Origin of the sequence: Dermacoccus barathri, assembly GCF_015070805.1 — a bacterium.
GTDB classification, from domain to species: Bacteria; Actinomycetota; Actinomycetes; order Actinomycetales; family Dermatophilaceae; genus Dermacoccus; species Dermacoccus abyssi.
Map to the genome: position 1 here is coordinate 1 of NZ_JADCTK010000010.1, position 26359 is coordinate 26359.

Sequence of the window (26359 nt, forward strand, 5' to 3'; positions counted from 1 at the left end):
CCGAACGCCTTGGCCATCGCTGCTGGCTCGAAGGAGGAGCGGATGATCCCGAAGACCTGCGGGACCATGAACCCGCCTGCGAGTCCCTGGACTGCCCTGACGGCGATGAGCGCCTCTGCGCTCGGGGCGAGGGCACATGCGGCGGATGCGACGGCGAAGGCTGCCAGGGCTACCAGAAACACTCTGCGTCGTCCGTAGTCGTCACCGATGCGGCCACCGGTGATCAGGCCCGAGCCCAGCGCCAAGGTGTACGCGGCAAGCATCCACTGCAGCTGTGACGGTGACGCGTGCAGATCCGCTGCGATATGCGGGCCCGCGACCGTGACGATGGTGACGTCGAGCAGGTCCATGAACGAGGCGAACAGCACGACCAACAGCGCGAGCGATGCCGCCCGGCCACCGATCCGAGCAGCCGTAGCGGTGTCTTGAGGAGAAGTCATGGCCTCACCGTGCCGCCCGTTCAGGACACCGAATGACCGCAACTCGCGCCATGCTGGGGGCATGGCCGATACATCCGCCCGCATCCTGCGGCTGCTGTCCCTGCTCGACGCACGCGTCGACTGGCCTGGTGGCGAGCTCGCCGAACGGCTCGGGGTGTCGGCGCGGACCGTACGCCGCGACATCGACACGCTGCGCGAGCTCGGCTACCCCGTCGAGTCCGTGACCGGTCCCGGCGGTGGCTATCGGCTCGGCGCCGTCGGCAAGCTCCCGCCCCTGATGCTGGACGACGACCAGGCCATCGCCATCGCGCTGGCCTTGCAGACCGCACCGGCGACCGTGACCGGAATCGACGACGCCGTCGCCAGGGCGCTGACGACCTTGCGCCAGGTCATGCCCGCGCGGCTGCGCGTCGCCAGTGAGGGCTTCGAGATCACCGCATTGCGCAACTACTGGGAGTTCTCGGCGCCACCCATAGACGTCGCCACACTGCAGGCAGTCGGGTCCACGATCCGCACGAGCTCCTGTCTGCGGTTCGACTACGCCGACCCCGACGGGCGGGCCCCTGCGCCGGGTGACGCCGACTTCCGACCGCCCCTCGACGTCGAGCCCCACCACCTCGTCGTGTGGGCCGGCCGCTGGTACCTCGTCGCCCGCGACCGCAACCACGCCACCTGGGGCACCTACCGGGTCGACCGGATCCGACCCAAGAACCCCGCTGGCCGCCCCTTCACCCCCGCCCCTCTCGACCCCGAGGCCCTGAACCGGCTTGTCGTCCAGAACCCCGACCGGGGCGACACCCCCGGCCAGTGGCAGTGCGTCGGCACCGCGACGCTCGCGCTGCCCGCGGACGTCGTCGCCCGCTGGGCCCCCGGCGGGTCCGTTGTCGCACCCATTGACCGGCATTGCTGCCGCCTGACGATCGGAGGGTGGTCCTGGGCTGGAGTCGCTGGCCTCTTCATTACCTTCGACACGGACCTCGCGAATGTCGAGCCGTCCGAACTACGCGACGCCTTCGCGACCATCCGGCGACGCCTGGAACTTGCCTCGCCGGCGGGACTACGCCCACGACGCCAAGAATGACGGGCACATACCCGTCCCGAAGAGCCAGGATTCTCCGTACCCGCCGCCACGATGACGTCGCTGGCTGGCGCACAGCCGGTCAATCAACGTCTCCGGTCAGTACATCTAGACAGCGCAAGACCCGAGCACCACGGGCGTCCGTCCGGGTCTCGGGCCTACTTCCTCAGCCGTAGCGGCTGGGCACTTCGAAGTCTACTGCCCCGACCACCACATGGAAAGAGCGGGGACGAGTCCAGGGACTGCTGCACCACTCGGTGGCAGTGTTAGACGTCTAACGCGAGTGACCACGGCGAGCTTCACACCAGCGGGTGCCTGGGTACCTCACGCGCCCCGCGTGGAGTCCCGCTCCACGATGGCCGCGATCCCGTCGTAACGCCCATCGATGTGCGCCATGAGCGTCTCGAGTGCGACGTGTTCAGTGTCCGCGTAGATCGTGCCACGGTGGAACCAATACCGGATGTTGTTCGCGCTGCACACGAATGCCGGGAAGGGCGCCCGCGGACCGAACCGGCGTTCGAACTCCTGACTCGTGCACCGGCCTGAATCGCCCCGGGTCTGGTGGAGGCTCTGATCCCACGGGAGGATGTGGAGCGTGGCAGCACCGAGGAAGTACCCCGACGAGCTTCGGGAGCGGGCCACGAGGATGGCCGTGGAAGCGCGACTGGATCCCGCGACGAGGTCGGGAACGTTCCGCCGCGTGAGCGAGCAGCTCGGAATCCATCCCGAGACTCTCCGGAACTGGGTCCGGCAGGCCGAGATCGACGTGGGCCACCGGCCTGGGACGACGAGCAGCGATGCCGAGCGGCTCGCTGAGCTGGAGAAGGAAGTGCGCGAGTTGCGCCGGGCGAACTCGATGCTGAAGTCGGCCTCGGCTTTTTTCGCGGCGGAGCTCGACCGCCCACAGCGTTGATCGTTCAGTTCATCGACCGGCACAAGCACGAGCTCGGCGTCGAGCCGATCTGCCGCACGCTCACCGCAGCGGGCACCCAGATCGCGCCGAGCACCTACTACGCCTTCAAGACCCGCCCGCCCTCGAAGCGGGCGATCCGGGACGAGGAGCTGCTGGTCCAGATCCGGCGCGTTCACGCGAAGAACTTCGGGGTCTACGGCGCGAAGAAGCTCCACGCCCAGCTGCGTCGAGAAGGCATCTCGGTCGCGCGCTGCACCGTGGAACGGCTGATGAGAACCGACGGGCTGCGCGGGATAAGCAGGCAGAAAGGCCCGCGGACCACGCGCTCGGGCTACGGTCCGGACACTCGTCCTGACCTGGTCGAGCGCGACTTCACCGCGACTGCCCCGAACCAGCTCTGGGTCGCGGACATCACGTACTGCCGCACGTTCCCAGGCTGGGTCTACGCCGCGTTCGTCATCGATGTGTTCTCCCGCCGCGTGGTCGGCTGGCAGTTGTCGAAGTCACTGCGGACCGACCTCGCGCTGGACGCGCTGGAGATGGGCATCTGGACCCGCGAACACGCAGGCCACGACGTCTCCGGGCTCACGCACCACAGCGACAAGGGCGTCCAATACGTCGCCGTCCGCTACACCCAGCGCCTCGCGAAGCCGGCGCAGTCGCATCCGTCGGCTCGACCGGCGACTCCTATGACAACGCCCTGGCCGAGGCCTCAACTCGCTGTTCAAGGCCGAACTGGTGCGCAACCTCGGCCCGTGGACGGGCATCGACGAGCTCGAGATCGCGACCGCGGAATACATCAACTGGTTCAACCACCGACGGCTCCATGGCGAGATCGGCATGGTCCCGCCCGTCGAGCTCGAGAACATCTACCATCACGAACAGACCGTGCCGGCGACCGCCGACGCGGCACTTGCGAGCCTCTAACAAACCCGGGCCGATTCACGGTTTAGGCGAAGCCATGGTTGGCGTCGGCGAGCCCCTCCCCCAAGCGGGAGGTACCAACTCAGGAGGTCCAGATGCCTGTAGCCACACGACTGACAGCAGCATGTGCCCTTACCTTGGCGTTGGCCACCGGCTGCTCGTCTCAATCCGGCGACGAGCGCATAGTCAGCCAGCGGTTGCTCAAAGACTTGACAGGCCAGGGCGGCGGCGTTCCTTGGTGGGCTGCGGCCGACTTGAACAAGCTCGCAACGCCGAGCCAGCAAGTCCGCGAGGCGCTGAAGAACATGAACAGTGTCTATCGGGTGATCGAGGTCGACCAGGAGGGGGCATTGCTCGCCTTTTGGCGCGTTAACGCACCCGGGCCAGAGCCCTTCAATCGTAATAGGGTCGCGCTCGGCAGCACCTGTGTGCGCCTCCAGAAGACAAAGGGCGAACCGGCCGTCGTCGCAGCGGACTGCCCAGGCGAGCTGGCCGACAAAATGCCGTCGGCTGATATCGACGGATGGGGGCGGGACGCCGAGGCTGTAGGAGTCTGCGCGATGGTCGCCGCTCAAATATCGGACGAAGTGCGGTGGACACTTTTCTACAATGACGATGCAACAGCACCTCGCACACAAGTCCGCAACACAGACTCGATCATCGCCGCCATCAAGAAGGCAAATCAACTCTTTCTCGATGGTCCGACGTCAGCAAAGATCACTGTTGAGCGCGCTCAGAGGATCGGGTCGGCAGTCACGATCCACGTCCGGGTTGACGGTACGGCTATCGATGCCACCGACAATGCTCGAAACGTCACGGCGACCCGCCGATATCTCGTTCGCGCTGACGTCTCTATTCACTCGGCCAACGGTTATCAAAATTGGGTCAGCGAAGAGTAACTGCCACCCGAACGCGCCACTGGCACTCCACTCTTAACTTACTCGGAGAGTTGTTCATGAAATCCCTCGCCCAACGATTTATAGGAATTTCTCTGTGCTCAACTTCCGGAATATTCACCCTGGGCGCGTGTCACACTGCGCCACCCGGTTCTCCGCCAACCACTGCTCCCATGGCCACGTCCCATATCACCGCGTCCGCCTCTCCCTTACCCCGTGACAAGTCAACCCCGGCACGCACGCCAGCGTCCGCTACGCCCGGCTTCACACCCGAACTACGCTCGGCGTGGGCGAGAGCCTCACAGGATGCGCAGGCCGAGGGGATCACCCTGCGGATCACTTCCGGCTATCGCACTTTCAATCAGCAGCAGAGCCTGTGGCAGGAGGCCATCAAGAAATACGGGGATCCCGAGCGGGCTGCGGCTTGGGTTTTACCGCCTTCAAGATCACAGCATGTGCAAGGGATCGCCGTCGACGTCGATCACGCCACAGCTCAGTGGCTCAACATCCACGGGGCGCGTTACAAACTGTGCCAGTCCTACCTAAACGAGTGGTGGCACTTTGCCTACCGGAGCGACGCTGGAAGGACATGCCCCGTCCCGCAATCCAGCGCGCTAACCTCGTCAAACTCCAATTCCGCGCAAAGTCCTGAGCCTGCGAGCTCAGGCACGAAAAGTCGCCGCGAGTGACACGCTTCTACCCGGCTTCCCGCGCGGTCGTCTCGCCTGCCTGAGACGAGAGCTTTTTAGGTACCAGAATCCGGCTGCTACAGGCTGCGGGAGAACCCCACCTACAGACCTGCCCAATGCGACACAGACAGATCAGGCTATTCGCACGCCGGGCGCCGTAGGTGAGACACGGCCAGATGCGCAAGTTCTCCGATGGCTCGGTCAATGCGTGGTTGATGCACTTCGGGTCGCCATGCGCGCGTCATGATCGCCACTGCGACAGGGTGCTCGAACGGGTACTCAACCACCGCCATTTCGTGCCTCAAGTGCCCGAGGCTGCCTGTCTTCCCTGCCACCGAAACGTCGTCGTGTGGGAACCCTGAGCCGATGCGGTGACGCCAGGCCTGCTGCGCCATGGCTTCACGCATCAAGTGATAGGACGGAAGAGTCCACACGTGCGCCAGCAAAGCCGTGAGTGACCGCGCCGTGGCGGAGCCCGCAAGTGCCGGGTCGTACTCACTCGTTGCGACGTCACGATCAAAGGCGGCTAACTCGCTGAGGGCTGCGTCTGGCGAATCTGCACCGAATTCGTTCATGATCCGGGTCCAGCTGGCCATGCTGCCACGGCGCACGACAACCGCGCCCAAGGACCGCTCGCGCAGCCACTCATTCACCTGCTCAATGCCAACCACGTCCAAGAGCGCGTCCGCGCAAGTGTTATCAGAGACGTTGATGGCTAGTCTCGCGGCGTCACGCTGGGAAAGGACCACATCGTCGACCAGCGTGGCCACCCCTGTGGGCCCCGCGAATCGGTCGCGACCTGCGAGGTGGAGGCATTCACGTGGATCAACTGCTCCACTCGCAACGAGATCGCACCAGGCCGCGACCAAGGGGACCTTGTACAACGAGGCCATGGGCGTCGCCGCGTCGCTGGACAGACCTACACTCACGGGCTCAACTCCCCCGTCAAGCACTCGGGCGTGTAGGCGTAAGTCGATCCCCGCGTCGTCGGCGATGGCCTGCAGTCTGGCCGTGATGCCGTGCTCACTCATCGTTCCAACGATCCAACGCGGCGACGAGCGGTTTACAGTCCACGCCGACTCGCCTTCTCGCATCAAGCGGGATCAACACCCTGTACGTCACTGGGATCGCGAAGTCACTGCCAGGCGCTGTTGTTTGGGGACGGAGGTGCAATTCCGGAGTTACCGCTCGCCCCGTCGCAAGCCAGGCTCGTCGCGAGGCTTCGTCGTCCACCGCTAGGACCTCGCCGCAGAATCCTCGTCGGTGCAGGGCATCAATGAGTTGGTCGTGCGCCGGGGGGTGGTCATTGCGCGGGGGGAGAACGATGAGCGCCTCAGGGTCACGCAGGACTGAAGCCGGGAAGATCCAGTGTCCCAGTAGCAGGCGGGGATCAGCGTTGAGACCGTCCGTTGACCCCGGATGGCGCACGATTGCCATGTCGATTTCGCCTGTTCGAAGGCGATCGACCAAATCGACGCTATTGGCAAGAATCGGGTGAATCGGCATTTCTTCACTCAGCAGTGAGACCCACCCTTGGATGTGCGAGCCAAGGTCACGAGCAAAGCCGACTCGCGCAACGAGACGCGATTCCCAGGTTCGTCCAGCCAGCTCGAAATCAGCGGCGTCCTTGAGTAGCTGGCGCGCGTCTGGGAGGAGGTCCCTCCCCGCCTCGGTCAGGTTCACACTCCGAGCATTCCGGTCGAATAGGCGCACACCCAAGTGGCGTTCGAGCCGCTTGATCCCAGCCGACAAGGGTGGCTGAGCAATGCCGAGGCTGTCAGCGGCATGGCCAAAGTGTCGATGCTCGGCGACGGCCACGTAGAAGGCCACATGCCGCAGAATGTCCACGCCCCCAGGATACCAAAAGAGTATCAATAGAGCGCTTTGAGACTCTTTGACGAATCGTTCAGCCGTTCGCGAGGCTGTCTCTGAGAGGTCATCCTCCTCTTCCCACTGGCACGAAGGAGCACTGATGATCACGCGGCGCACTGTCTTGACAGCCTTGGCGGCTGGAGTCACAGCCACAGCCGCAACCGGTTGCCGCGGCGACTCCGCGGACTCCCCGGAGGGAGCAGGACGTCTCATCGCACGCAACCTGCAGGCGGGAACGCCAAGCAAGGGTCCCGTCACGGGGGCTGCCAGTGACAAAGCCTTCGCCCAGATCACCAAGGGCCTAGGGAAGCGCCCTTCCATTTCCCTCGTATCGATCAGCCGCTCTGCTAACCAGGGGGCGGAGATCGCACACCTTCGGTACACCTGGGACCTGGGCTCAGATGAGAAGTGGGAGTACGAAGTTGAGGCCCCGCTAGTCAAAGCAGGTGAGCGCTGGACGACCCAGTGGGCGCCGACTCTCGTCCACCCTGACCTGGCAGCTGACGATGAGCTTCGCCTCTCCACAGGTACCGGCAACCGAGGGGAAATTCTTGACCGTGACGGCCAAGCGTTGGTGACCGGTCGCCCTGTCGCCGTCATCGGGATTGATAAGGGAACTCTCGACGAAGCCCGCTTCGACTCTTCGGCGCGCGCACTCGCCAGCGCCCTCGGCTTGGCCCCGAATGCATACGCCAAGACCGTCGCCGCGTACGGCCCCAAGGCCTTCGTCGAGGCCATCACCCTTCGCAGTGACGACCTGACGGACGACAAGAAGCGGAAGGTGATGGCCGTTCCCGGAGCCCGTGTACTTGACGAACAACGCGACCTGGCACCCACGAAGGAATTTGCCCGCGCAGTTCTTGGCACCGTCGCCCCAGTAACCGCCGAACAGATCAAGGCCAGCAAGGGCCGCCTGAAAGCTGGAGACACGTCCGGCACCGGAGGACTCCAGGAGCAGTACGATACCCAGCTCCGAGGCCGCAGGGTCACAGCGATCCGCGCGATTCCGAACGGTAGCGACACGGGCAGCACGACACGTCTCTTGTACAAGACACGCGAGGTTGATGGCCGCGCCCTGCGCACCACTTTGAGCCTGAACCTGCAAACACGCGCCGAAGAGCTGCTCGCAGGACACAAGGACAAGCCCAGCGCTCTCGTCGCGATCCAACCTTCGACGGGGGAACTTCTGGCTGTCGCTTCTGGCCCAGGATCAAAGGGGTACGACACGGCGAGGATGGGGCGATACGCGCCTGGCTCCACGTTCAAGATCGTGAGTTCGCTCGCGTTGCTTCGTGCAGGCCAGACTGTCGATGGGATGGTCAACTGCACTCCCACGATTCAGGCGAACGGGCGCAGCTACCACAACTTCCCTGACTACCCCACCGACAAGCTCGGCGAGGTGCCATTCAAGACAGCACTGGCCAATTCGTGCAATACGGTCATGATTCGAGGAGCCGCGCAAGCCTCCGCCTCTGATCTTGCTGCCGCGGCGGAGAGTCTGGGGATGACACAACCTCTCGGCGGCTTGGGCTACTCAGGTGCAGTCCCGGCCGAGGACTCCGGGGCCGAGCATGACGCCAGCATGATCGGACAAGGACGACTCCTCGCATCGCCGCTGGGCATGGCTACGGTCATGGCATCAGTCGCTGCGAGCCATCGAGTAACCCCAGTGCTTGTGTCCCAAGACAAACCCAAGCCCCCAGCCCCCGCGAAACCGCTCACCGGCAGTGAGGCTCAAGCCCTACGCACGCTCACGGGCGCCGTGGTCACCGAAGGCGGCGGCCGTACACTTAAGGACATTGGCGGCCCGCCGGTGCTGGCCAAGACAGGCACGGCTGAATACGGCACCGCGAACCCACCCAGCGTTCACTCATGGATGGTCGCCGCCCAAGGCGACCTTGCGGTGGCCGTTCTTATTGAAGACGGCGGCTACGGAGCTGTCGCCTGCGGCCCTATTGTCCGAGACTTCCTACTCAGCGCTCGCTAAAAAGTACCTTCGCAACGGCAGAAACAGATTACGGCTTGCCTAAGCCGTGGACGCAGCCCTCGACACTCCCCGAAAGGGACCGCGGCGATCCTACACTTCTGTCCTGAAACCCAACTACTAGGTGTAACTGGGCATGACGTTGGTGACGGTGGTCTCCAGGCGTGAGGCTGGTGGTGGCCGTCTGCGGCGCTGTGGGGGCGATGGTAGTTGTAGTGGATCAGCCAGGTCGTGATCCGGTCGCGGCGTTGTTGCTCGGAGTCGTAGGCGGCGGCGTAGAGGACCTCGCGGGCGAGGGTCTGCTGGTATCGCTCTACCTTGCCGTTGTGCTTGGGTGTGTAGGGCTTGATCCGCTGATGCCTGGCCGCGAACGATTCGACCGCTCGGGTGAAACGGTTGCGCGGTAACACGATCCGTTGTCGGTCACGATCCTGGTGTACCGGGTGATGCCGTGGGCGGTGAAGAACGCGCGAGCCCGGAACAGGAACCCGATCGCGGTGAGCGCGGTCTCGTCATCGTGGGCCTCGGTATAGCTCAGCCGGGAGAACCCATCAACCGCGGAGTGCAGGTAGGTGTACCCCATCCGCGCTAATCCGAGGAGGGAGGCCAGCCGCTTCGCGGAGGTGACCCGTCGCCCCATGGCCCAGTAGGCCATCCCTTGTTGAACTCCGCGTCGAAGAAGTCGACCCAGCAACCCTCGTTGAACTCCGCGTCGAAGAAGTCGACCCGGCAACCCTCGTTGAACTCCGCGTCGGGGAAGCTGACCCGGCAACCCTCGTTGAACTTCGCGCGGGGGAAGCTGACCTGGCAATCCTTGTTGAACTTCGCGTCGAAGAAGTTGACCCGGCAATCCTTGTTGAACTTCGCGTCGAAGAAGCCGACCTGGCAACCCTTGTTGAACTCCGCGATGGGGAAGTTGACCTGGCAACCCTCGTTGAACTTCGCGTCGAAGAAGTTGACCCGGCAACCCTCGTTGAACTCCGCGCCCAAGAAGCCGACCTGGCAACCCTTCTTGAACTCCGCGCCGAAGAAGTTGACCTGGCAACCCTCGTTGAACTTCGCGTCGAAGAAGTTGACCCAGCAACCCTCGTTGAACTCCGCGCCGGAGAAGTCGACCAGGCAACCCTCGTTGAACTCCGCACTGTCGAACGAGTGAGATCCTGTGAAGTCCGCCTCGGTGAAGTCGAAGACCTTGTCCGACCATGAGGTGGCGGCATCAGCTTGCAGGTGTTGGGTGATGACCCGGGTGATTGTTTCGCGCACTCGGGTGTCGGCAACGGCGTCCTCGCTCGTGCTGGTGTGCCGCGGAGTGCGGATGTATGCGCAGAGCACGTCAATGCAGACTTGCGCCTCGCGGTGGTTGCCCATGGTGATCCAGTCGTCGGCTAGGGCGGCCATGGCGTAAACGCCGGCGAGACGGACGGGTGCCGCGTCGTCACCGAGCTGGGCGGCGATCGCGGTGTAACGGTCGCGCAGCCGGTCGATTTCTTCTCGCCCGGCTCGCTTTTGGTCCAGTGCGTAGGCGTCGGCCGTGATCTGCGCGGTTCGTGCGGTGAGCTCGACAGTCTTCTCGGTGGAGCGTTGGCGTCGGATGCCGACCACGATCGCGGCGGCTCCACCGACGAGCGCGGCGACGGGGACGGCGGTGCGGCTGAGTTCGTACAGTCCTGGATGGGTCTTCGCTGACCAAGGCCACAGTCGTGCCGGGTGGGTGTCGATCATTGCGAAGCCGTAGAAGGCCACGGCGAACACTGCCAGGACCAAGAGGATCGCCCCCGCGATTTGGGCCCAGAGACGATCTCGCAGCCGAACCTTCGCGCCGCTGGGCTCGGTGGCATCAGACATGACGGTCAGTCTGCCGGGTGAGTCGCGACTGTGAACCGCTGTTGCTGATCTTGGTGATGCGGGTCTCGGCAGGCGCGGAGAACAGGAACCACAAGCGACTCGCGGTGTAGCTCAGACGAAAGGCTTTGCACCATCGCAACGGTCCGGTAGCTCAACCCGCCGTTCATGCGCCCGCGAGAGGCAGCTGCGCCGACAGTCGCAAGTCATCCACCCCCGGGCGATCTTCAAATGCGTCGGCGAACCGAGCCACCTCGGCGAACCCGAGCCGAGGATCTGTGGTCCAATGGCCGTGGGCACACGCGGAACCACCTTCCCTTCTCGGAAAGTGAGTTCCTGTCATGAACGGTATTTCGTCTTCCTCGATCACGCCTCGTAGCGACGGGAGCGAGAATCGGCACTGGCGCCATGCTGCGAAGAAGGTCGTCGCGACTGGCGCGCTGGCTGCCAGCGCGCTCGGGGGGCTCGCAGTTGCGGGGACGTCGGTTGCAAGCAGCGCCGCCGCCTACCCGTCCTGCACTCCCTCGAGCCCGAATGCCTCGACGTATCCCTCGCTCTATCAGGGCCAGCGGCCTCGCAAGATGACCGCGGCCGAGGTCCGGCTCAATGGGCCGAACTGCGAGCACAAGGAACTGCGCGCCTCGGTGGCGAACTTGCAGCGCCACCTCGGCATTCGCGCTGACGGCGTCTTCGGCCCGCAGACCCGCGCGGCCGTCGTGCGCTTCCAGCGCGCGCACCACCTCGGCGTCGACGGTGTCGCCGGCCGGGCCACCTTCCGCGCGCTCCACATGTACTACGTGGACGCCTGAGCGAACGCGAAGGAGGGGTGGAGCCTCGTCGATGGTTCTGTCACTGCCCTCTCCTTCAGTCTCCGCGCGATCAACCGCGTCGGTTCGGCAGTCGTGCGGGTGCGGGCGGAAGGGTGCCGCGCCCTGTCGACGGCCGCGCCGAGGGCTTCGGCGATCCAGGTGCTATAGAACACGCTCGGATCGGTGGCTGGAGGCCCATCGCCACGCGCACGAACACCCTTCTCGTGAGCCGGGAGACAGCCGTCTACGGAAAAGGTGATCTGCGTCACAGTCACATTGCGCTGTGAGAGCCTGCGGACTATCGTCGTGCGTGTTGAGAGGGTCCGCCGAGCAGGAACTCGACAACCCGACGGACCCTCGACTAGGAAGTCGTCAGATTCCTAGGTGTTGACGCAGAAGGTCGCCCACAAGTGAGCCTTCTGCTAGCGCTACACCCTGCAGGAACTTCCAGACAAGAGCCTGGAGATGCCGCCGCATCTCTGGGCTCTTGCCCTGCTTGCAGGACTTCGCACCGACTGGTTGCTTCGATTTGATGTCCACATCCAGTCCTCCTTCCTCCTCGGGGGGATTCGCGCCCGCAGGCACCTATCCGAGGTTCTGGCTGTAGGCCAGGAGGAAGTCGTGAGCCAAATCTATTTTTTGCGGAACCCCCTTCGCAACCATGTCGGCAACGGGATGGCACTGCGGCCAGTGATGACGCGGAAAACTTGATGCAACACGTCCATCGGCGACACGCCGCAAGAAGCTGAGATTACAGGGTCTGCCAGCCCGGCTAGGGCCTAGCGCCGTGGGGCTATGAGAGCCGGTTAGGCAGGCGCGCCGGCGCTGACGGCAACTGTCCATGTCGTTCTCTTGCGCGTCTGACGGCGGCGTGAATGGCTTCGGCGATCCAGGTGCTCTCGGCGAGGAAGCGGTCTAGGTGTTCGTCGTCGCGTCGTGCGGCAGTGATGAAGTCGTGAGTTCCGTCTGCGACGGTCCAGTTGCGCATCTGGCCTCGCGTGGAGTGGATGACGCGCTCTCGCGCGAGAGCCGCGCGCTCCTGCGGCGAGCGGGCGGCGTGGCGGGCAATGGCGGCATGGACCCAGGCCGGGAACACCCCGTGCTCGTGGTCAGCTCGCCAGTCTGCGAGGTACGCCGACTTCGCGTCAGCAAACTCCTCGTCGTAGAAGTAAGCATTGACTCGCTCCCCCACGGACACCTCCCTCTGCCAGCCGATTGGTCCAGTTCGAGGGTATCGGAATTTGCCTTGTATCACCCTATTGACTTAACTCACTGCATCCACTTAACTAGCCGTACGCGGTCCTGATCGGCAGGGCCGACGACCTGAGGAAGTGGCCTCGATGAGCAAGCCCACGAGTGAGTTTTCCCAGTTCTGCGCTGACGAAGTGACGGCCCTGCGCCGCGCACAGCCGACCACCGCTGAGGGCGTCGTCGCCCTCGTGCGCGTCTTCGATCCGGCCGACGCCGGCTCTCGAGCCGACGCCGTCTATTCCGGCCCGGACCTGTTCGAGCAGATCAGCCCGGCCGGGTGGCAGATCGAGTGGCGCGAGGACGCGTGCTGGTTGGCCGTCCATCCCGAGACCGGTTCACGCCTGGGCCACTACGAAGGCCTGCTGTACGCCGAGCCCTCACTGGCCGCGACCGCGTGAGCCGCGTGCCATGCGAGACCTCTCCAGCGAAGGCCCCGTGACGGGGCAGCTGACCATGCTTGCCACCCCTCCCGAGAACGATCGAAAGAAGGACACCATGACCACGATCACCCGCACCCTCGACGGCCTGCACGCCCTGCGCGTGACTCGTGACCTGCTCGTCGACCGCGAAGCGCAACGCGCCGACGTCCTGGCCCGCGAGATGGCCGAGACGGAGACGACGAAGCGTTTCGTCGAGGTCGATGACATGCGCGCCACGATCAATGAGGACCGCGCCGAGGACCTCAATACCCTGCTCGACCTGATCAGCCCGTGCCCGGAGTGTGGCGCCGAGCTCGGGCAGCTGTGCGAGGCCTCCTGCCAAGAGCGCACGCACGAAGGCGCTCCGGTGTTGTCCGACCTCGACCTCGGGTGATTCCAGTGGAATCAACGGCGTGTGATCCCCGATTGTCGGCCCCTAATACATACATTTATTCGCAGTAGACGAAAGGTCAGATGATGGCTGAGAAGAAGACGGGTTTGGGCGGTGCGCCCCTGCAGCGCCGTGGGCCGAAGGCGCGCAAGAGCGCGTCGCTGGTGAGCGCGGTACGCACGCAGGACGAGTCGAGCGTGCTGTACCTGGCGTTGTCCGAGATCGCGGACAACCCGGAGAACCCCGAGGCGCGTGTCCAGGACGTGGCGGAGTTGGCCGACTCGATGCGCGAGGTGGGGCAGCTACAGCCTGGCCTCGTCGTCGACGCTGGCGAGTTCGTCGCGGAGTACCCGCAGCACGCCGAGGCCGTCGCCGGGCGGGCGTGGGTACTGCTGGCGGGGCACCGCCGTCGCGCGGCCGCGCAGGCCGCAGGCCTCGACACGTTCCAGGCCCTGCGACGTGGCGTTGCACGTCTCGACGAGACGGTGCTGCACGAGAACGTGCATCGCAAGGCGCTGACCGCAATTGAGGAAGCGCAGGCGTTCGGGCGGGTCATGGAGCGGCGCGGTCTGAGCCAGCGGGACATGGCGCGGCACGCGGGCGTCTCGCAGTCGCACGTCGCCAAGCGCCTCAAGCTGCTCAAGCTGCCCGAGAGCTTGCAGCAGGCCGTCAGTGAAGACGTGCTCGCCCCAGCGAAGGCTGTCGAGATGATGACCGACGAGAGTGAGGAGACACTCGCGGAGATCGGCGCGCAATGGGCCGATGTCGAGGCTCGGCCTGGGTGGGCGCACTCACCCGCCGACATCGTTCATGACGCACGGCAGACGGTTGCGCGTGCCCGACGCGTCGAGGCCGCACGGGCGAAGGCCGATGCTGAGGGTGTGGAGTTCCTCGAGGACCCGTCCGCGACGTTCGGACAGTTCAAGGTGTATGACCACCGGCTGCTCACAAAGAAGGATGTCGAGGCAGCCCGCGAGCGGGGCGACCTCGTGTACGCGCCCTCGACGTCGTGGGGCGAGAACGTCGAGCCGCTGGCATACCGTCGCAGCGTGCCCACCTCGCCGGACACGCCGGCGAGCGACGGGCAGGCGGAGCAGAGGGAGCGAGTGAAGGCGGACAAGGCCGCGACGAAGGCGCGGCGGGCGTTCCTCGCGGAGACCGTCACGCGCAAGCCGACGACGGCGGAGGTGACGCGGTTGCTGACGATGACCGCGTTGGCAGGGCAGTCGATGATGTCGCACGTGACGGGCCTGGCGCGGCAGTTAGCGCAGGGTGCGGGCATCGGCCCGGCGCCCGAGGAGAACTGGAAGTGGCGCGACGCGTTGGCCAACGTCGAGAAGGCTTCGACGCGTGAGCACCTCGCGTGGATCATCACCCTCGCGATCTGGGAAGACCGGATCAAGAACTCCCACAGCCTCTACCTGTCGACGGAAGACATCGCGTACCTCGAGCACCTCACCGAGCGCGGGTACGTGCTGAGCGATTTCGAGCAAGAAAAAGTGAATGATGCCCGCGCCCGCCTCCAGGAGGACGCGGCCAAGGACCAGGACAGCGAAGGGGAGCAGGCATGAAGGTCATCACCGTGGCGAACGCGGCAGGGTCGGCGGGTAAGACGACGACCGTGGTGAGCCTCGCGGCGCACCTGGCCGAGCGTGGGCGCCGGGTCGTGGTCGTCGACCTCGATGGGCAGGCGAACTCGACGCGCTGGCTTGGGGTGGACCCTGAGGAGATCGACGTGACGAGCGCGTCCGTGATGTTGCGCGACGCGAGCCTCGAGCAGGCCCTCGCCGAGACGAACACGCCGGGTGTGCGCCTCGTGCCGGCGACCGAGGGTGTGCACGCTCAGGCGATCCGGTTGCAGCAGGTCACCGGGCGCGAACTGCGTCTGGCCTCGGCGCTGCGCAAACTCGAAGACGCCGATGTCGTGCTCATCGACTGCCCCGGCACGATCGGGCTCATGACCGTCGCCGCGCTCGTCGCGTCGGATGCGGTCGTCACCGTGACCCAGCCGACGTCGAAGGAACTCGAGGGCATCAGCGCCCTCGAGGGGACGATCGCCGAGGTCGCGGAGGACTTCGACAAGGACCTCGAGCTAGGCGCGATCGTGCCGTGCATCGTGCCACCCGCCAGTTCAGGTGCCCTCTACGCCGACGCGATCGCGCAGCTGCGCGAGGCCTACGGCGATCTCGTCACCCCGAACGTGCGGCGCTCCGTTAAGGCTGCGGGTGCATACAGCCACCGCGAGCCGCTGCCGGTGTTCGCGCCGCGTGAGGGCGTCACCCGTGACTACGCCGCGGTGCTCGACGCACTCGTGGAGCGGGGGGTGATCCCCGCGTGAAGGAACCGTTCAGCACCCAGATACCCGGGTCGCTGCGTGCGCGTGCCCGGGCGACGGTCAAAGGCATGAAGACCGTTGACCCGTCCTACAGCCTGTCGCAACTCGTCACGGACGCCGTGCGCGCGCATGTCGCGCACTTGGAACAGCAGCACCACCAGGGGCACCCGTGGCCCACGGTGGCGCACCTCGACGTCGGGCGTCGACCGCTCGATGACGACGAGTGATTCCACTGGAATCACCCACTTACACCCGCGTGAAACCGCGAATCGTCGCGGTCGCGCACAGTCACCAGTCCAAGGAAGGGGATGACAAGCATGAATGACGCTCGTAGGCCGATGTGGGGTCGATGCCGTTGGCATGGTGGTCGCAACCTGCTTTTCTCTGGGAAGGACGACTCATGGCTGCGCGACGGCGGGGGACCCCCGACCAGCAGATGGCTTTCGACATCTTCGGAATGGGAGAGAACGAGCGCGATGAACAACTACGGGCAGACAGTGCAGCAGCACTGGAAGACGTGGCTACCGAGCCGGTACGCGCAGATCGAGGACCCGACGACATTCTTCGCGAGCGTGGGGGAGCAGATCGAGGACCAGGTGACGCAGAGCGCGGCGGCGATGGAGTCCGAGCAGGCGGCGAGCTTGGCGCAGATGGACTACCTGGCGCGGGTGGGGCGGTTGAACGCGATCGACAAGAGCGCGCGGGAGATCGCGCTATCGGAGTGGCTCCTGGAGCCGGAGAGCGACCCGAGCGAGGTGGAGATGTCCCCGGAGGACGCGATGCCGTTCATGGACGAGATGGGGATGCCCGTCGACCGGACGCACCCGTTGTGGGAGATGTCGGCCGAGGATCACCCCTCGACGGTCGAGGAGTTCAAAGCGGCCCGCAAGGCGTGGATCGCGCAGGAGCTGAGCAAGCAGCAGCCCCGGTAGAGCCCGCTGATTATGCGGGGGAGCAGGACGACCTTGCCAGCCTCCTGAGGGACTCGGTTGATGTCCCCGATTCCAGTGGAATCACCCCGGTGCGTGCGGCCGTGCCTGCGGGGGCCCGTCGACGCGTGGAGACCAACCTCGCGGCGCTGCGGCTCGCTCTGGAATTGCAGGCTGACGAGCGCGATGCCACCGCTGACGAACGTCAGGTGCTCGCGGGGTGGACCTCGTGGGGTGCTGTGCCTCAGGTTTTTGACGCGCGCGATGAGCGCTTCCAGTCCGAGCGGGAGCAGCTGCGCGAGCTGCTGACGCAGCAGGAGTACAACGCGGCTCGACGGACCATCCTCAACGCTCACTACACGGCGAACGACTACGTCGACCCCATGTGGGAAGCGATGCTGCAGATGGGCTTCACTGGCGGGCAGGTCCTCGAGCCGGGGTGCGGTTCGGGGCAGTTCCTCCAGGCCGCACCGGTGGGCGACTCCCGGCTGAGTGACGAGATCCGCCTTACCGGCGTCGAGCTCGATCCCGTCACAGCCCTGATCGCCCAACAGTTGAACCCCCAGGCCCGCGTACGCGCGGAGAGTTTCGCGGATAGCCCCTTCGCGGATGGGACGTTCGACGCGGTGATCGGCAACGTGCCTTTCGGGAAAACGGCCTTGCACGACCCGAAGCACAACGCCGACAAGCACTCCCTGCACAACCACTTCATCTTGAAGTCCCTCGCGCTGACCCGCCCTGGTGGCGTCGTCGCCGTGCTGACTTCACGCTGGACGCTGGACGCGCAGAGCGACGCGGCGCGGCGAGCCATGTTCGAGCAGGCTGACCTGATCGGCGCGGTGAGGTTGCCGACCGGCGCCCATCGCCAGCTGGCGGGCACGGAGGCTGTGACCGACCTCGTCATGCTGCGACGTCGCGGCCCGGACGAGACTCCCGGGGACGATTCGTGGGTTCACACCACGACCATCGACCTCCCCGACCGTGATGGCCTCACCGTGCCCACCGTGGTCAATCAGTGGTGGGAAGACCACCCGAACGCCGTGCTGGGGCAGATGCGGCTGGATCATGGCATGTTCAACGCGCACACCCTCGAGGTGCGCTCTGACGGGGACGTGGAGGTCGACTTCGGGCGCGCCGTGATGACGGCGGTCCAAGCGGGCCGTGAGGCTGGCCTGACGTGGACGCCGGCCACCTCGGACGAGGCACAGCCTGACGCGGAGATGGTCGTCGAAGCGGTCGCTCGCACGGGCGACATCTCGACGTTCCACGGTCACATCGCGATCGACGGCGACGGGTTCACGCGCGTCGTTGATGGGATCCGTGAACCGCTGGAGGTTCCCGATGCTCAACGTCGTGAACTGCGCGAACTGGTGGGTCTGCGCGACGTCGCTGTCAGGCTGCTCGACGCTGAGGCCGCAAGTCTCGAAGACACCGAGAGCATCGCCGCGCTGCGCACCCAGCTGAACCGGCGTTACGACGCCTACGTCGATCGCTTCGGGCCGCTCAACCGCGTCAAGGTCACCGAGACGTCCCGGTTGGACAAGCGGGGCAACCCGATCGTGACGCGACGTGTCCCGGCGGCGGTCAAGACGTTCCGCGCGGACCCGCACCGCACCGTCGTGTCGGCGCTGGAGGCTCACGACGAGAAGACGGGAACGGCCGTCAAGGCAGCGATCTTCGACGGGCGTGTCATCGCGCCCCGCGTCGTTCCCACGCGCGCGGACTCACCGGCTGACGCGTTGGCGATGGTGTGGGACGCCGAGCGCAGCGTGGACCTGGCGCGCATCGGCGAGTTGCTCGGAGTCAATGCTGAGGACGCCCGAGAGCAGCTCGGAGACATGGTGTTCCTCGACCCGCGCGACGACACGCTGGTCCCGGCCGCTGAGTACCTTTCGGGCAACGTGCGCGAGAAGCTCGCGGCGGCGCGCTCCGAGGTCGCAGCGCGCCCCGAGTTGAGCAGCAACATCGACGCCCTCAGCGCGGTGATACCTCGAGACCTGGGCCCCGATGAGATCACCGCTCGCATGGGCGCGATCTGGATTCCGCGCAAGGACGTGGAGCAATTCTTGCAGGAAACGCTCGATGACCCCCGGGTGAGTGTTGCGCACGGTGGCGGCTCGATGTGGAGCATCGAGGGCGGCTCGAAGACATCGCAGAAGGCGGTGTCCGAGTGGGGCACCGAGCGGATGAACGCGCTGGATCTCGCACAGCGCTTGATGACGCAGAAGGCTGTCATCGTCAAGGACACCGAGAGCTTGCCCGGTGGCGGCGAACGACGCGTCGTCAACGCCACCGAGACCGAAGCCGCCAAAGCCAAGGCCGAAGCGATGCAGGAAGCCTTCGGGGAGTGGGTCTGGGGGGACCCTGAGCGATCGCTGCGGTTGGCGAAGCGGTACAACGAACTGTTCAACGCGCACGTCCTGCGCGATTACACACCCGACGGGGAACGCCTTCAACTTCCCGGCCTCGTGTCCTCGTTCAACCCGCACCCGCACCAGCGAACGGCCGTTGCGCGGATGATCTCCGAACCGTCGGTCGGCTTGTACCACGGCGTCGGTGCGGGCAAAACGGCCGAGATGGTGATGGGCGCGACCGAGCTTCGCCGGCTCGGGCTGGTGAACAAGCCCGCCGTCGTCGTCCCCAACCACATGCTCGAGCAGGTGAGCCGCGAGTGGCTGGAGTTGTACCCGCAAGCGAACGTGCTCGCTGCTGGGAGCGAGGATCTGAAGGGCGACGGTCGCCGAGAGTTCATCGCGAAGGCCGCGACCGGGCAGTGGGACGGCATCATCGTGACCCAGGAGGCATTCGGGTCACTCGACGTCTCCCACGCCGTGCGTTCGGACTACCGCGACCGGGTGGTCGCTGACTACCGCGCACAACTGGAACGGCTGCAGGACAGCGGCGGGCGCAGCATGACGACCAAGCGCATGGAAGCCGCCATCGAGCGGCTCGAAGAGCGCATGGACGCCAAACTCGACATGAAGAAGGACCCCGGCCTGACCTTCGAGCAGACCGGCATCGACTACCTCCTCGTCGACGAACTGCACCTGTACAAGAACCTCACCATCGTCTCGAACATCGAGGGCGTCGGCAGTGAGGGAGCGTTGCGGGCTACAGACTTGGATATGAAGGTCGACTACCTGCGCCAACGTGCCGAAGAGGCCGGACGTAATCCGCGCGTGTTGACCGGTGCCACAGCGACCCCGATCGCGAACACGATGTCCGAGGCCTACGTCATGCAGCGCTACCTGCGCCCTGACCTGCTCGAGGCAGCCGGCATCAGCGACTTCGACTCCTGGGCGGCCACATTCGGTGAGTCGACGACCGAACTGGAGATGGCACCTGAAGGCGGAGGTTTCCGCCCCAAGACGCGGTTCGCGAAGTTCAACAACTTGCCCGAGCTGCTGCGCATGTGGCATGTCTCGGCCGACGTGAAGACGTCCGCAGAACTGCAGCTGAACGTGCCCGACCTCGTCGCTCGCGAGGACGGGGAACGGCTCGCGGAGACAGTGCTGGTCGAGCCCTCCCCACAGATGGGCGAGTTCATGCAGCAGCTGGCCGATCGGGCGGAGGACGTACGCGCGCGCGCAGTTACGCTCAAGCAGGACAACATGCTCAAGATCAGCGGCGACGGTCGTAAAGCAGCGCTCGATTTGCGGATGTTGCCCGAAGCCATTCGGCCCGCAGCAGATGAGTCGCTGTTCCCGGTGATGACCAAACTCGATGTCGCGGCCGCGCGCATTCACCAAATTCACCGCACCACGCAGGACAACGTCTATCTGGGCGCTGATGGACAGGAGCACCCACGTCGCGGTGGCCTGCAGATCGTGTTCTCTGACCTGGGCACGCCAGGGGAGGGGTGGAACGCGTACGAGCAGCTGCGCGACAACCTCGTCGATCTTGGCATGGAACGGGACCGTATCCGGTTCGTGCACGACGCGAACACCGATCAGAAGAAGGAACGGTTGTTCGCGGAGTGCCGCACGGGCGGTGTCGATGTCCTCATCGGTTCGACGGCGAAGATGGGCGTCGGCACGAATATCCAGACCCGCGCGACAGCCCTGCACCACCTCGACTGCCCTTGGCGGCCGGCCGACGTCGAGCAGCGGGAAGGGCGCATCATCCGGCAGGGCAACCAGAACCCCGAAGTGCAGATCCTGCGCTACGCCACCGAGGGCAGCTTCGATGCGTACATGTGGCAGACCGTCGAGCGGAAGGCCCGCTTCATCGACCAGGTCATGCACGGCGACTTGACGACCCGTGAAGCCGAGGACATCAGCTCTGATCAGGCACTCAGCTTCAACGAGGTCAAAGCGTTGGCCTCCGGCAACCCGCTCCTGCTGGAAAAGGCACAAGCCGACCAGGAGTTCGCGAAGCTGCAGAACCTCGAGAAGGCGCACCGGCGCAGCCAGACCGCCGCTCGCGGAACCGTCGAGTCCGTGCAACGCGAGTTGGACAGCCTGCAGGTGCGTATCCCGCGCCTCGAGGCCGCCGCCTCGCAGATCACGTCGACGAAAGGCGACGCGTTCCGACTGACCGGCGATGACGGGCGCGTGTACGACGATCGCGTCGAGGCTGCAACGGCACTACGCGGGAAACTCCTCAACACCGCCGCGATCGCTCGGGCCAACCCCGGTGAGCCGGTGAAGGTCTCCGGGATCGCCCAGGTGGGCGGCCTGACCTTCGACGCGACCGTCGAATCGCGTCTCGGCTCAACGAAGGCCGTGCTGAGCCTCCAAGGCCTCAGCGTCGACGTGTTCCTGCGCGACGACCTCAACTCCATCGTCGGTAAGGATGACTCACACGGCTTGACCACTCGCCTGGAGAACATGGTCACCTCCGTGCCCGGCGCCCTCGAAAGGGCCCAGCAGCGACAAGAGGCAGCCACGAAGGACCTCGAGACCGCCCGCGCTGCGGTCGGGAAGCCGTTCGCACGCGGCGAGGATCTGCAAGCCGCCCGCGAACGCGTCGAGCGCCTCGAGCGTGAACTGAGCGGGGAGAAGGAGACCCGTGAGGAGGCGTCTGACGCTGGGACAGCCTCCGACACCACAGAGGTGGAGGCTCAGCAAGGTTCACTCCTTCGGCCGCGGTACACCGTGGAAGATGAGGAACCCGTGCAAATCACCGGCCAGGGCCGCCAGGGGTTCACCGAAGCCTTGGAGAAGCTTCGAAGCCTCAACGCTCCCACTGCGGAGCATGAACAGCGTGGCTCTCGCTTCCAGCGTCGCTATGACGCGCCCGAGCGCGATGACCGCTCGGGGCCTGGGATGAGTTGGTGATCGGTGGGGTGATTCCAGTGGAATCACCCCACCCCGCCGCGTCGCCGCGCCGCAGATTCCGGCGGTGCTCACTCCAGGCGCGAGCGTGCGCGACCTGCTCGGGATGACTCAACGCTTGCCACCGCCTCAACCGTGCGTCGACACGCTCCTGCCGCTGTTGAGGTGAGTGCGCCTGCCACCACGCCTCTCGGCGAGCGACAGGGTCGATACCTCGACGCGCGTCACGGTGCATCAACTGGTGCTTGAGGGCTGACTGCTCCGCCACGCTAGAGGCGTCAAACCGGCCTGAGAGTTCACGAAGACGTGCTCGGCGTTGCTCTGGAGCGAGGGCAGCCCACCAGCGCCTGTGACGCTCTCTCAGTTCCTTGTGGGCGATCTGACGCTCCGCGTCCCACCTGCTGCGGTGGCCAGTACGCCATGCCGCGCGTTCCGCCGCCACCTGCGCGGACGCCTCTGCGTGATCGTCATGACGAGTGCTGCGCACAGGGAGCTCTTTGGGGCGAGTCCAGCCGCCATCGGCATCGCAGTGGGCGACGCCGGCATCCTGGAGCTCGGCGAGAGCCTGGCGCTGAGAGCGTAGAGCGTGGGTGGGCGCGGGGGCCTCGGGTGAGGGGACGCGCTGGAGGTGGAGGACGAGGGATTCGGGTGTGAGGGGGGAGGAAGGGTGGAGGCTGCGCAGGGTGAGCCAGTGGTGGAGGCTGAGGTGCTGGGGTAGCGCGTTCGGCAAGGGGGTGTGAAAACTAGGTGGGGGGATTTCACACACCCCACCTAGGGCAGGGGCTATCTCAAATTCGAAGCTCGTGGCACTCTTCCTCGAGTAGTCGAGGCCGTCTCGGTGAAGAGTGCCGACGTCTCGGCCGAGGAGGCGCAGACAGCGCCGGATCGTGGTGCGGTCCCGGATCGTGGTGTCGAGCACCAGGTCACGCTCGGGTACGGGCACACGAAGGCTGCCCGTCGTCTCCATGCGCCGCAGCACGACCTCAGCGACCACGAGCAGGCTCGTGCGTTGACGCACCGGCAGACGCCAAGCGCACGCACGCAGTCGGGCCCGCGCTTCCTGCGTCGCCGCCCACACGGCCGTGTCGATCGTTGGCGTCGGCGTGAAGGTGTCATCGCTGGCCACGGCATCGCGCCACACCAGGCGCGTCCACCGCTGGCGACTCTCTCGTGCGTGGCTCATCGCGTCCGGGTGAGCGGCCTTGATGGCCTGCCACGCCTGCTCGTGTGTCCAGCCAGCACGCACCATCGAGGCCGTGCACATGAGTTCGAACGTCGAGTTGCTCGCGTCCACGCCCGGTTCATCGGCGCGCTTCCACGCCGGGCGTCGGCCGGTCGCAAGATAGGTAGCCCACTTATCCTCAAGGGGACGGTGCGGTCGCTTCCGGCGTGGCACACGCGCCTCATGCTCGCGCCCGCTGATTTCGCCGGCGAAATCCTCGCGCGCCAGGCGACGAGGCTGAGACGTCCGGGCTATTCGGCGGCGCGGTGACGGCAAGGGCGCGGGCATTGTCTCGGCCAGCTGCCACAAGGAAGCCAACGCCGCTCGCACGTCGCCCGCGACGGCAGGGGTCTGCCCGCTACGGCGGTGGGGGCAACTCAACGGCCTCACGTCACGGCGCAAGTCGACCTTCGTGCGCCCCACACGCCACGCGGTGCGCGTATGCGCCACGAGTGCGTCCAGATCGTCTTCAACGCTGCGCGTGCTCACGAACACGTGATGCCGACCGGAGCTACCACCCGAAGGGCGGACCACGTGCCACACCTCGTGATCCCGGCACCAGGCGGCGAGGTGCTCCGTGATGGCCTCACCCATGACGCCCTCGACGTCCACGTCGAACACCGCAAACCCGGCCCGTAGTCGCCCAACGAGCGTCGCGACACGCCCAGAACCAATGAGGGTCTTCCCCTGCTCCAGCGAAGCGACGGAAACCCCGGGGACACGCCGGTTTTCGGCGTCAATCGCGAACCACGCGCCCGCCTCGAACAACACCTGATCGAGGCGAGCTGCGATCGAGACGTGACGCGGCGCGTCGGGTACTGCTAATCTGGGTAGCACAAAGCCACCTCTCCTCCTTGCACGGTTCGGAGACGAATAAGAGAGTCACCAGCGCCAACTGGCCTCTCACTTGCTTCACCACGAGCCGCCCCTGCCAGGGCGGCTCTCGTGGTATCCGGGGCATTGCCCCGACACATCAACCTGTCATTGGGAGTTCCATCTGCTCCTCAGGGAGCGCAAGCTCATCACCCCAGAGGGCCCTTTCAATCAGTGCCTGCACCGTCGTGTCCTGGGCTGCTGCTCGCTCCTTGAGCTCGATCCGCCGCGCCTTGGACATTCGAAACGGGATCATGACCTCACGATTCTCACTGCGCTCCAGATCAGCCATGGGGCAAATCCTTCCACTTCAGACCGCGGAGGTCAGGGAGGCTGGATATCCAGCGTGTCGCGACTCGACTCTAGCAAACATTACGAGGATCTTGTTTGCGCGTGTCGCGAGCGTTCAAGGCTTCTCGATCTGAGAGAGGTCGTAGCCCCGCGTGTAAGGCCCTGCGGGCTGTCCGGGGACGAAGGCTGGCTTCGTGGGTGCCGGGAGGTGTGGAAGGACGAGCCTTCGCGCCCCACTGATGGCGCGAGCGAGCAGCCGGGTCGGTACGTTCACACCGGGAAGGCCCACCGCGTGCGCCACCGCTGAATCATTGATCTGGCTAGCAAAGATCTGCCCTGAGGCGTTGGATACCGGCCACGGGAGACGATCACGCAGCACACGAAGCAAGTGGTCGCCCAACTCCAGAGTGTCAGCGTTTGGGCGGAGGTTAGTCGCTTCGTAGTCGTCGACGATCTGGCAAGCGTGTTCGTAGCTGGTGTGGCGGTCACGGATGCCCATCAGTTCCCCGAGACGATCGTAAAAACGGCTAGCAGCCTGCCGCTCTACGTCGAGCATCGGGCGCCAACCCTCACGCTCGACGTACCGCCCGGGCGCCGCAACGAAAGCGGCTAGGACATAGGTCATCTGCTCGGGCGTGATAGCTGGGTAGTGGTGGTGCTGGCGGTTCATGTGGGCGATCATCTGCCGAGCGCGCGCACCATCCGTTCCATCCGCGATGATCTCGTGGATGACGATTCCAGTGTCATAGGCGCGTCGTTGAGCACTGTGCGCAATCCTGCCCGCCGCCACTAGGACGTGCGCCATCTCTGGGTCGCAGAAGGGGCGAAGAAAGGCGAGCTGGAAACCCATCCGCATTTCGTGGGGGAACTCGAACAGAACATGCTGGCGATAGACGTCCTCCCAGCGGCCAGCAGCCGCCAGGGCGTGCAATGCCTCGATCCGCTTTTGCCGGGTCACATGCATGAGATCTCCTCTGTCGCGGCGTTGTAGGCCATAGCAAGGTCAGCTTCGGTGAGGTGCCCCACCGTGACGAGGTGAGCCGCCGGAACGGCGGAGTCCGGCCCTAGGGGTCGCTCAGGCCCCGCGATGATGCCTCGGACGATCGCCTCCGGCGTCGCCGGCGTCGTCCGCGGGAGATAGCAAAGGGAGAGTGCGTCATGCACCTCCATCCTCATTCGGGTTAGGCCACGCTGAGACCCCTCGAGATGGACCTCCGGATGCCGTCGAACAAGAAACTCCCAGAATGGGCGTACCAGAGCGGCCTGCCTCCGCTGGCCGCGCACGGCGAGGGTGGGGCCCGCGAGAAGAAGGAAAAGACCGATTGCCAGACCGCACAGGCTGATCGCGTTGATGATCGGGGTAGCGATCGTCAACGGGTTGTGGGGGGAGCGAGCTGCTCCGGTGGGGAGTCTCACGATGGCATCAAGTGAAGAGGTGGCGAAGCTGAGCATTCCCGTGCCGCAAAAGAGGCCGATAAGAGCGAGGCCGCTGCGCTCACCGGGAGCCGGGAGCCGTGATACATCCCGAATTTGGCGGAGGCAGTACCGACTGATGCGACCGAGCGTCACCGCCAGGGGAGCGTCTGCGGTGAGGATAAACACCGCGAGTGGGAGAGACATCGGGGCAACCGCCAGACCTGCAGAATCCATCTTGTCTGGAATGTAGAGCCAGGAAACAACAACGAGGAGCGCTAGGCACACCCCGGTCACGATGTGTCGTCGTGACCGCCTCCACGACGGAGCGGCCTGCTCAAGGGAGTCCACGTAGACGTTCACCATGCCCACTCCCAGCAAGAGCCAGAAGTAGGACGCAGCCTCGGCAAACCCAGGGATGTTGAGAAGCAACCAAGGCTCGTAGCGGACTGTGGCTCCAAGGGTGACGAAGGTCAGAGAGAGCGTCAGAGAGACACGCCAAATCGGCCTTG

General features: G+C 65.3%; 20 protein-coding genes, 2 pseudogenes and 1 other annotated feature. Of the genes and pseudogenes, 13 read left to right on the forward strand and 9 right to left on the reverse strand.

Features of this window, described 5'->3' with window-relative positions; all coding sequences use genetic code 11:
* Window positions 1–440 (reverse strand): MFS transporter (locus IM689_RS14150; protein ID WP_193644503.1); only part of this gene is annotated, 440 nt, incomplete at its 3' end.
* 61 nt (window positions 441–501) lie between these two features.
* Here IM689_RS14150 and IM689_RS14155 point away from each other — a divergent pair.
* Window positions 502–1521, forward strand: a complete 1020-nt coding sequence (locus IM689_RS14155; RefSeq protein WP_193644504.1) for a helix-turn-helix transcriptional regulator — start codon at window positions 502–504, stop codon at window positions 1519–1521.
* Between the two features lie 321 nt (window positions 1522–1842).
* On the opposite strand, the gene IM689_RS14160 is transcribed toward IM689_RS14155, so the two are convergent.
* Entirely contained in the window at window positions 1843–2160 is a 318-nt protein-coding gene (locus IM689_RS14160; RefSeq protein WP_193644556.1) for a hypothetical protein, read from the reverse strand.
* Between IM689_RS14160 and IM689_RS14165 the strand changes: the two are divergent.
* The 3 genes and pseudogenes from IM689_RS14165 to IM689_RS15175 all read left to right on the forward strand — a co-directional run bounded on the left by IM689_RS14165 (window position 2105) and on the right by IM689_RS15175 (window position 4940).
* Window positions 2105–3358: pseudogene (locus tag IM689_RS14165) on the forward strand (IS3 family transposase). The gene IM689_RS14160 and the pseudogene IM689_RS14165 sit on opposite strands and share 56 nt — an antisense overlap.
* Window positions 2392–2520: a sequence feature (AL1L pseudoknot), on the forward strand. Its footprint overlaps the pseudogene before it by 129 nt.
* 92 nt (window positions 3359–3450) lie before the next feature.
* Window positions 3451–4254 carry a hypothetical protein gene (locus IM689_RS14170; RefSeq protein ID WP_193644505.1) on the forward strand — a complete coding sequence of 268 codons (804 nt, stop codon included), beginning with the start codon at window positions 3451–3453 and terminating at the stop codon, window positions 4252–4254.
* A 170-nt stretch (window positions 4255–4424) separates the two neighbouring features.
* Window positions 4425–4940, forward strand: a complete 516-nt coding sequence (locus IM689_RS15175) for a M15 family metallopeptidase (protein WP_193644506.1) — start codon at window positions 4425–4427, stop codon at window positions 4938–4940.
* Between the two features lie 137 nt (window positions 4941–5077).
* Here IM689_RS15175 and IM689_RS14180 read toward each other — a convergent pair whose 3' ends face one another.
* Both IM689_RS14180 and IM689_RS14185 read right to left on the reverse strand, forming a co-directional pair.
* Complete coding sequence (locus IM689_RS14180) at window positions 5078–6034, reverse strand: serine hydrolase (RefSeq protein WP_319803902.1); 957 nt, start codon at window positions 6032–6034, stop codon at window positions 5078–5080.
* A complete protein-coding gene (locus IM689_RS14185; protein ID WP_193644508.1) occupies window positions 5964–6788 on the reverse strand; it encodes a LysR family transcriptional regulator in 825 nt (274 codons plus the stop codon). The genes IM689_RS14180 and IM689_RS14185 overlap by 71 nt, the downstream gene beginning before the upstream one ends.
* A gap of 124 nt (window positions 6789–6912) precedes the next feature.
* Between IM689_RS14185 and IM689_RS14190 the strand changes: the two genes are divergently transcribed.
* On the forward strand, window positions 6913–8799 hold the full coding sequence (locus IM689_RS14190; protein WP_193644509.1) for a penicillin-binding transpeptidase domain-containing protein: 1887 nt from the start codon (window positions 6913–6915) through the stop codon (window positions 8797–8799).
* Window positions 8800–8916: 117 nt separating this feature from the next.
* Here the strand turns inward: IM689_RS14190 and IM689_RS14820 are convergent.
* Window positions 8917–9523, reverse strand: a pseudogene (locus IM689_RS14820) (integrase core domain-containing protein); the annotation flags it as partial.
* Window positions 9524–10979: 1456 nt separating this feature from the next.
* Here IM689_RS14820 and IM689_RS14210 point away from each other — a divergent pair.
* The gene (locus IM689_RS14210; RefSeq protein WP_193644513.1) at window positions 10980–11447 is read left to right on the forward strand and encodes a peptidoglycan-binding domain-containing protein; all 468 of its coding nucleotides are present in this window, start codon (window positions 10980–10982) and stop codon (window positions 11445–11447) included.
* Between the two features lie 793 nt (window positions 11448–12240).
* On the opposite strand, the gene IM689_RS14215 is transcribed toward IM689_RS14210, so the two are convergent.
* Window positions 12241–12639: a hypothetical protein gene (locus tag IM689_RS14215; protein WP_193644514.1), complete on the reverse strand. Its 399-nt coding sequence runs from the start codon at window positions 12637–12639 to the stop codon at window positions 12241–12243.
* Window positions 12640–12787: 148 nt separating this feature from the next.
* Here IM689_RS14215 and IM689_RS14220 point away from each other — a divergent pair, with 148 nt between their 5' ends.
* From IM689_RS14220 to IM689_RS14250, 7 genes are all read left to right on the forward strand, one after another.
* Complete coding sequence (locus tag IM689_RS14220; RefSeq protein ID WP_193644515.1) at window positions 12788–13096, forward strand: hypothetical protein; 309 nt, start codon at window positions 12788–12790, stop codon at window positions 13094–13096.
* Window positions 13097–13193: 97 nt separating this feature from the next.
* On the forward strand, window positions 13194–13511 hold the full coding sequence (locus IM689_RS14225; protein ID WP_147362723.1) for a hypothetical protein: 318 nt from the start codon (window positions 13194–13196) through the stop codon (window positions 13509–13511).
* Between the two features lie 83 nt (window positions 13512–13594).
* On the forward strand, window positions 13595–15079 hold the full coding sequence (locus IM689_RS14230; protein ID WP_193644516.1) for a ParB/RepB/Spo0J family partition protein: 1485 nt from the start codon (window positions 13595–13597) through the stop codon (window positions 15077–15079).
* Window positions 15076–15846, forward strand: coding sequence for a ParA family protein (locus IM689_RS14235; RefSeq protein ID WP_118914852.1), 771 nt, complete (start codon window positions 15076–15078; stop codon window positions 15844–15846). The genes IM689_RS14230 and IM689_RS14235 overlap by 4 nt, the downstream gene beginning before the upstream one ends.
* A gap of 65 nt (window positions 15847–15911) precedes the next feature.
* Complete coding sequence (locus IM689_RS14240) at window positions 15912–16070, forward strand: hypothetical protein (RefSeq protein WP_156170456.1); 159 nt, start codon at window positions 15912–15914, stop codon at window positions 16068–16070.
* A 249-nt stretch (window positions 16071–16319) separates the two neighbouring features.
* A complete protein-coding gene (locus IM689_RS14245; protein ID WP_193644517.1) occupies window positions 16320–16775 on the forward strand; it encodes a hypothetical protein in 456 nt (151 codons plus the stop codon).
* Window positions 16776–16900: 125 nt separating this feature from the next.
* Window positions 16901–22051, forward strand: a complete 5151-nt coding sequence (locus tag IM689_RS14250) for a methyltransferase domain-containing protein (protein WP_193644518.1) — start codon at window positions 16901–16903, stop codon at window positions 22049–22051.
* A 2192-nt stretch (window positions 22052–24243) separates the two neighbouring features.
* On the opposite strand, the gene IM689_RS14255 is transcribed toward IM689_RS14250, so the two are convergent.
* The 3 genes from IM689_RS14255 to IM689_RS14265 all read right to left on the reverse strand — a co-directional run bounded on the left by IM689_RS14255 (window position 24244) and on the right by IM689_RS14265 (window position 26279).
* The gene (locus IM689_RS14255) at window positions 24244–24435 is read right to left on the reverse strand and encodes a hypothetical protein (protein ID WP_047312928.1); all 192 of its coding nucleotides are present in this window, start codon (window positions 24433–24435) and stop codon (window positions 24244–24246) included.
* A gap of 114 nt (window positions 24436–24549) precedes the next feature.
* The gene (locus tag IM689_RS14260; protein ID WP_193644519.1) at window positions 24550–25398 is read right to left on the reverse strand and encodes an oxygenase MpaB family protein; all 849 of its coding nucleotides are present in this window, start codon (window positions 25396–25398) and stop codon (window positions 24550–24552) included.
* Window positions 25389–26279, reverse strand: a complete 891-nt coding sequence (locus IM689_RS14265; RefSeq protein WP_193644520.1) for a hypothetical protein — start codon at window positions 26277–26279, stop codon at window positions 25389–25391. The genes IM689_RS14260 and IM689_RS14265 overlap by 10 nt, the downstream gene beginning before the upstream one ends.
* Window positions 26280–26359 lie beyond the last annotated feature (80 nt).